We start from the raw sequence: 7,216 nt of genomic DNA, 5'->3' as shown, positions 1-7,216 counted from the left end.
ACCCTCGACCCGAACCCGCCGAGACCACTAGGATGTCGACCGCCCTGCTTCCAGGGCAACCCCTCTAACTTACTCCAGCATCCGGCCGATGTCCAGCCGGACTCCGGCGCGACGCGAACGTCCCGACGAAGGGAGATGATCAGAGGGATGGTCCCGAGGTTCTGGTGATCTTCACCGACTCCCTCGGGCCTGTGAACTATATGTACGCCCCGGGGGGCCGTCAAATCGAAGTGCGAACCCCCGTGTGGACGTGTTTTCCGCCTGCTGGGTAGAGATCGACCATGACGGACCAAAGAGTGTTGCCCAGGGCACTCGTCGTACTTCTCTGCACCGCAGGCGCGGTGGTCACCCTGGCGGGAATCCGGGAGGTCGGATCGATCGTCGGGCCGGTGCTGCTCGCACTCGTCCTGGTCTTGGCGGTCTCCCCGGTCAGAACCTGGCTCCGCGGGCGCGGGGCTCCGGGATGGACGCTGGTCGCGGCCCCGCTGGTGCTGGTCCTGCTGATCCTGCTCGGCATGATGGCGATCCTCATCCTGGCGGTCGCGCAGCTCGCGGGGCTCGCGCCCACGTACCAGAAGCAGTTCGGCGAGCTCGTCGTGCAGGCGCAGCAGTTCGCGGCCGGGCTGGGGATCGGCACCGAGCAGATGAACCAGGCGATCAAGTCGTTCGATCCCGGCAAGATCTTCGCGCTCGCCCAGGGGTTCGTCAGCGGCCTGCTGGGGGCGTTCTCCGGTCTGATCCTCATCGTCGTCCTGGTCCTGGCCATGTGCCTGGACGCGCGGGCCTTCTCCGGGGTCCTGAAGGCGGGAGCGGCGCGCAGGCCCCTGCTGATCGAGGCGCTTCGGAACTTCGCCCGCAAGACCCGCCGCTACCTCCTGGTCTCGACGGTGTTCGGGCTGATCTGTGCGGCGCTGGACGTCGGAGCCCTGTGGTTCCTGGGCGTGCCGCTCCCCCTTCTCTGGGGTGTGCTGGCGCTGATCACGAACTACATTCCCAACGTCGGTTTCGTGCTGGGACTGGTCCCTCCCGCGCTGCTCGCCCTGCTGGAGGGCGGGATCAAGACCATGATCTTCGTGATCATCGCCTACATGGTGATCAACTTCGTGGTGCAGTCGCTGATCCAGCCCAAGTTCCTCGGGGACGCCGTCGGCCTGTCCACCACCATGACCCTGCTTTCCCTCATCCTGTGGGCGTTCCTGCTCGGTCCGCTGGGCGCGCTGCTGGCCATCCCGCTCAGCCTGCTGGTCCGCGCCCTGCTGGTCGACAGCGATCCCGACGGCGACTGGGCCGCCGCCCTGATATCGGGGGAGGTACCCGGCCGGGACCGGCCGGCCTCCGGTGGGAAGGGGCACGGGGACGAGAGTGGGAAGGGGGACGGGGACGAGGGGCCGGGCCGGGAGAAAAGGCCCGCGCCCGTACGCTGAGGGCATGTACCGCGAGTGGGCGCCCGACGACCGGGTCACCGGGCGGGTGACCTGCGCATGGACCAGCGAGGCGAGTTCCGCCACCACGAAGCTGGTCGTGCCCGACGGCTGCGTGGACCTCGTCTGGGGTCCCCGGGGGGTCCACGTCGCGGGGCCCGACACCGGCCCCAAGCCCGTCACGATGACGCCGGACGAGCGTTACGTCGGGGTCCGCTTCCGGTGCGGCTCGGCGGGCGAGGTCTTCGGTGTGCCGCTCACCGACCTGCGCGACCTTCGGGTGCCCCTGTCGGAGCTGGGGCCGCTCACCGGCCTGTCCGCCCTGGACGCGCTCATCGCCAGGGCCGGGGACCGGTCGCCGAGGGCGGTCGCGGCGACCATGCAGCGGACCCTGGCCGTGCGGCTGCGCTCGGTGCCGGACCCCGACCCGGCCGCACCGGTGATCGCCCGGTCACTGCTGGCGGGACGGAGCGTCGCGGAGGTGGCCTGGGACCTGGGGTTCGGCGAGCGGCAGTTCCTGCGCCGGACGTCGCAGATCTTCGGGTACGGCCCCAAGGTGCTGCAGCGGGTGGTGCGGTTCCAGCGGGCGCTGAAGCTTGCCAGGAACGGCATGCCCGCGTCCGAGGTCGCCGCCACCAGCGGTTACGCCGACCAGTCGCACATGGCCAACGAGGTACGGCGGCTGGCGGGGGTGCCCCTGGGCCGGCTGGTCGCCCCCTCCGGAGACCGGCCGGCCGCCTGACGCGACGCCCTGGACCCGGGAGCGCGGGACGGGCCCGGGTCAGGGAAACAGCCGGGCGCGGCCGGACTCCGTGAACCGGGGCCTGCGTCAGGAGGTCTCCAGGACCACCGCTCCGCCGCTCACCCGGCTCCGGCCGTCGGGGTCGGCGATCGAGACCTTCAGCGTGCTGGGCCGTCCCATGTCCACGCCCTGCACGACCGTGAACTCCGCGGAGCCCGTGCCCAGGACCCTCAGGTAGCCGCCGAAGGCCGCGGCCGCGGCGCCGGTGGCCGGGTCCTCCACCACACCGCCGACCGGGAAGGGGTTACGGGCGTGGAAACGCTCGTCGCTCTCCTTCCAGAACAGGTCGACCGTGGTCCAGTCCTCGCGGATCATCACCGCCTTGAGCCGCTCGTAGTCGTAGTCGAGGTCGGACAGCCGTTCGCGCGAGGCCGCGGCGAGCACGAGGTGCTGGACGCCGCCGAACGCGACGTGCGGCGGGAAGGCGGGGTCGAGCTCGTCCCGGGACCAGCCCAGGGCGGCGAGGGTCTCCTCCAGCGCCTCCTCCGCGACGGGGGCCGAGCGCGTGGGAACACTGGTGAGCGTGGCCCGCAGCGCGTCGTCGACGATCTCGGTGTCCACGGCGATCTCGCCGGCACCGGTGTCGAAGAGCAGCCTGCCGGTTCCCAGCCGTTCGGCCAGGGCCACCGCGGTGGCGATGGTGGCGTGCCCGCAGAACGCCACCTCCGCCGTGGGGGCGAAGTACCGGACCTGGAAGGCGCGCCGCTCGTCGTCCCTGGCGGTCACGAACGCCGTCTCGGAGTAGCCCACCTCGGCCGCGACGGCGAGCATCTCGGCGTCGGAGAGCGCGGCCGCCTCCAGGACGATCCCGGCCGGGTTGCCCCCCTCAGGATCATGGGTGAAAGCGGTGTAACGCAGGATTTCCACGGTGTTGTTCACGGACATCGGAATCTACCAGCCCTTCCCCGGACGCTCCGGAGACCGCGACCGCCCTGCAGCCCCGGGCACCCCGGGCGGCCCGTCGTCCGGGGAGGGGACGCGGGCCGCGTGGCAGAGGCGGGTCAGGCGGGCGTGGAGACGGGTGTGCGCGGCGGCGGGCCGCCGGGCGTCCCGGCCGGCCTGGAGACGAGGCGCTCCCACGGCATGGCGAGCGCCAGGATCGGCAGGAGCACCACGGAGCACTGGGCCCAGACGGAGTGCAGGTTCCACCAGGTGGTGGTGTCGAACTGGGTCATGTAGAGGTAGCCGTACCCGGCCCACAGCGAGACGCCGATGATCGCGGGCCAGGCGAAGCGGGTGGGGCGGGCGACCAGGAAAGGCATGAACCACAGCAGGTACTGCGCTCCGAGCCTGGGGGTGACGACCATGAAGGCCAGCAGCAGCGCGGTGGTGAGGTCGACCGGGTCGGCGCGGCGCCACAGCAGGGCCGTGAGCAGCAGGGTGACGTAGATCAGGCGGGTGCCGAAGGTGGCGATCGCCGGGGACAGGGTCCAGTCGCCGCCGACCAGGATGGCGCTGTAGCCCCACTCTCCCACGATCGGGCGGATGTCCTGGATCACCTTGATGACCTCGGGGATCTGGTCCAGCGAGGTGCCGGCGAAGATCGGCAGGGTGACCAGGAAGAAGATCGGCGCGACGGCCGTCGCCACGAGCGCCGCCAGCCGGGCCCGGACGGTGGGCAGCAGCAGGAGCATGCCGGGGATCAACCAGATCGGCCAGCTCTTGGCACAGAGCGCCAGTCCCATCAGCAGTCCGCCGAGCAGGGCGCGGCGCAGTACCCGACGGTCGTCGGGACGCGGGGCGAGCGCCCGCCTGACCACGCCCGCGGAGCCGGTGGCGTGCCGTACGGCCCCGCCGAGGCCGCGGAACGCGACGCTTCTGCGGACCAGCCCGACCACGTCCGTCGTCATGCCCGGCCGGTTCGGGTCGCCGGGACCGCGGGCGACCACGAAGGCGGCGACCCCGAAGACCAGGGCGACCGGCTCGACCTGCCCGTGGACGGAGGCGACGAGGATGGCCAGCGGGTTGCAGGCGTACTGGAAGGCCCGCAGCGAGGCGGCGGGGCCTCCGGCGAGCCTGCCGACCAGCGGGATCAGCACGATGTCGGCGACCACGGTGACCAGCCGCCCGCCCACCTCCCACGGGATGCCCAGCCAGAGCAGCAGGCCGTAGACGTAGGGGATGGTCGGCAGGAAGTGCCAGCCGCCCTCGCTGCCCAGGACGGGATCCTGCCGGTTCAGGATCGCCTCTCCGGCCGGTTTGAAGCTCTCCATGAAGTCGACCGGCTGCCAGCTGTCCAGCGCCGAGGTGGTCATGATGAGCACCCTGAAGCCGATTCCGACCGCCAGCACGACGAGAAGGGAGGGCCGCCAGCCCTTCCACTGTGCCACCAGGGCGAGCACGACACCTGTGACGAGGACGAGCCCCGTGAGAATTGCGTAGTCCATGACGGCGTATAGCCTGCCGGATCCCGGAGCCTGCTAGCGACCCGGTCCCTGAAACGAGACCACTCTGCCAGCTTTCACGACGTCCGGGATCGGGGTCGTCACGGCCGGCGACCGCCCGTGCACACGGCGGGACGGCGCCCGTGACCTCGCGGCCGGGGAGGAGGCCACGGGCCGAGGGGGCGGGACCTCGCCGCCGATCGGAGAAGGGTGGAACCCCGCCACGGATCCGGGGCCTCACCGCGGATCCGGGGCTTCATCGGGGATCGGAGAAGGGTGGGACCTCGCCGCCGGAAGTCCGTCTCTTCCGGCGGCGAGGGGTTCGGTCAGCCCAGGGCGTTGAGGTAGGCCCGGTGGCTGCGGGAGAACTCGAAGGCGTTGTACCTGTCCCAGTTGATCGACCAGGACATCAGGCCGCGGAGGTTCGGATAGACCCCTCTGGGCCGGTACGACCCGCAGTTCGTCCCCTTCGCCAGGCAGTCGAAGGCCTTCTGGACCTCGGCCACCGTGGTGAATCCGTTCCCGGCGAACGCGGCCGCGGGCAGGCCGATGGCGACCTGCTCCTGGCGCAGCGCGGGGAAGACGTTGTTCGGGTTGCCCGCGATCGGGAAGCCCGCGAGCAGCATGTCGGTCATGGCCACGTGGAAGTCGTGCGTGCCCATGGTGTGGTACTGGCCGTCCAGCCCGACGATCGGCCCGGAGTTGTAGTCCTGCACGTGCAGCAGGGTCAGGTCCGCGCGCAGGGCGTGGATGACGGGGAGGTAGGAGGCGGCCCGCCGGTCGGCCGAGCCGTTCGGGCCGGGGCCGTAGAACTGGTGGCCGAGCTGGACGAAGAACGTCTCCGGGGCCATGGTCAGCACGAAGCGGGAGCCGTACCTGGCCTTGAGCGTCCGCAGGGCGGAGATCAGGTTGACGATGACCGGGGTGGTGGGGGCGGACAGGTTCGTGTCACCGGCGTCGAGGTAGAGGGAGTGGCCCTCGAAGTCGATGTCCAGCCCGTCCAGGCCGTACTTGTCGATGATGGCGCTCACCGAGCGGACGAACGCGTCGCGCGCGGCCGTGGTGGCGAGCTGGACCTGGCCGTTCTGGCCGCCGATCGAGATCAGCACCTTCTTGCCCAGTGCCTGCTTGGCGCGGATCCCGGCGATGAACTCGGCCTCGGACTCGACGTTGGGGCACTCGGCGACCGGGCACTGGGTGAAGCGGATGTCCCCGGAGGTGACCGAGGTGGGCTCGCCGAAGGACAGGTTGATGACGTCCCATTCGTTGGGTACGTCGGCCATCCGGATGTAGCCGGAGCCGTTGGCGAAGGAGGCGTGCAGGTAGCCGACCATCACCCGCTTGGGCAGGCCGCCCGGCTGGGTGCCGGTGACCGTGGCGGAGACCTCGCCGGAGCGGGCGGACTCCCCGGCGGCGTTGACGGCGCCGACCCGGTAGACGTGGGTGCCCGCGCCCGGGGTGTCGGTGTGGGAGGTGGCGGTGGGCGTGCCGATCCTGGTGCCGTCGCGGTAGACGGTGTAGCCGGTCGCCCCCGTGGAGGCGTTCCAGCGCAGCGAGACCGTGGCGCCGTTCACCGTGGCGGTCAGGCCCGACGGTACGGGGGGAGGTTGCGGCTGGTCGGTGCCGACCGTCACGGAGACCGTGGCGGACCTGGCCGACTCGCCCGCCGCGTTGGTGGCGCTCACCTGGTAGGCGTGGGTGCCCGTGCCGGGGGTCTCGGAGAAGGTGGTCCCGGTCGTGGTGCCGACCTTGGCGCCGTTGCGGTAGACGGTGTAGCCGGTCGCTCCCGGGGAGGCGGCCCAGCTCAGCGAGGCGACGGTGGCGTTGCCGGTGCCGGTGAGCCCGGTGGGCGTGGCGGGGGGCTGTCCCTGGCCGGGGGCGCCGTCCAGGACGACGTCGTCCGCCTGGTAGGCGCCCTGGCCGTACCAGCCGTTGACATGGATCGTCACCGAGGTGGTGGAGGGGCCGGTGGTGAACGAGGTGGACAGCCGGGTGTAGGCGGACGGGGAGGACGTCCACGTGCTGGGGTCGGTCCCGCCGGTGCCGGTCGCGCCGAGGAAGACGTAGCCTCCCCTGACCCAGGCCGACAGCGTGTAGGCCGAGGACGGCTTGACGGCGACCGTCTGGCCGCAGCGGGCGGTGTCGCTTCCGGCGGGCGTGGCCTGCAGGGCCCGGGTGCCGGCGTGCACCGGGGAGGTGATCGCCTCGGCTCCCGAGGACTGCGTGCAGGTCCAGCCGGTCAGCCCGTTCTCGAATCCGGGGTTGACCGCGATGTTGGCGGCGTGGGCGGGCGTCGCGGCGAGCATGGCGCCGCCGAGCGCCAGCACGACGGCCGCCGCGAGTTTCCTGAGGTTCATCGGATGTACCCCGCTGAGATCTTTGGAGGGTGGGGGGAGACGGCCCGCGTCGCCGGGACGCGGGCCGTGAGCCGTTCGGGGCCGGTGAGGGCCGGTGGGGACGGGTGACGATCCGGCGGGGACCGCTCGGCGACCGGCCGGGACCGGTCGCCGGACGGGTCTAGAAGCCGGCGGTGACGCGGGTGAAGTCCCAGTCGGCCTGGGCGATGCCGCTGCAGTTGGAGGTCACCCCGCCGCCGGGGCAGGGACGGT

Annotated in this window: 5 protein-coding genes; 2 read left to right on the top strand and 3 right to left on the bottom strand. The window is 71.6% G+C overall.

What is annotated here, in order from left to right:
• The first annotated feature begins 281 nt into the window (after positions 1-281).
• Positions 282-1,424 (top strand): AI-2E family transporter, encoded by a 1,143-nt coding sequence (locus ACIBCT_RS40370; RefSeq protein ID WP_399197341.1) that lies wholly within the window; start codon positions 282-284, stop codon positions 1,422-1,424.
• Positions 1,425-1,428: 4 nt separating this feature from the next.
• Positions 1,429-2,163, top strand: a complete 735-nt coding sequence (locus ACIBCT_RS40365) for a helix-turn-helix domain-containing protein (RefSeq protein WP_399197340.1) — start codon at positions 1,429-1,431, stop codon at positions 2,161-2,163.
• An 87-nt stretch (positions 2,164-2,250) separates the two neighbouring features.
• Here the strand turns inward: ACIBCT_RS40365 and ACIBCT_RS40360 are convergent, their stop codons facing one another.
• The 3 genes from ACIBCT_RS40360 to ACIBCT_RS40350 all read right to left on the bottom strand — a co-directional run bounded on the left by ACIBCT_RS40360 (position 2,251) and on the right by ACIBCT_RS40350 (position 6,964).
• The gene (locus tag ACIBCT_RS40360) at positions 2,251-3,108 is read right to left on the bottom strand and encodes a PhzF family phenazine biosynthesis protein (RefSeq protein WP_399197339.1); all 858 of its coding nucleotides are present in this window, start codon (positions 3,106-3,108) and stop codon (positions 2,251-2,253) included.
• A gap of 116 nt (positions 3,109-3,224) precedes the next feature.
• A complete protein-coding gene (locus ACIBCT_RS40355; RefSeq protein WP_399197338.1) occupies positions 3,225-4,610 on the bottom strand; it encodes a hypothetical protein in 1,386 nt (461 codons plus the stop codon).
• Positions 4,611-4,933: 323 nt separating this feature from the next.
• Positions 4,934-6,964: a carbohydrate binding domain-containing protein gene (locus tag ACIBCT_RS40350; RefSeq protein ID WP_399197337.1), complete on the bottom strand. Its 2,031-nt coding sequence runs from the start codon at positions 6,962-6,964 to the stop codon at positions 4,934-4,936.
• Positions 6,965-7,216 lie beyond the last annotated feature (252 nt).

It is taken from the genome of Streptosporangium sp. NPDC050855, from assembly GCF_044456585.1.
In the GTDB taxonomy this organism is placed as follows: domain Bacteria; phylum Actinomycetota; class Actinomycetes; order Streptosporangiales; family Streptosporangiaceae; genus Streptosporangium; species Streptosporangium longisporum.
Note: the sequence above shows the minus strand (reverse complement) of the source record. Positions and strands in the feature narration are given on the sequence as shown.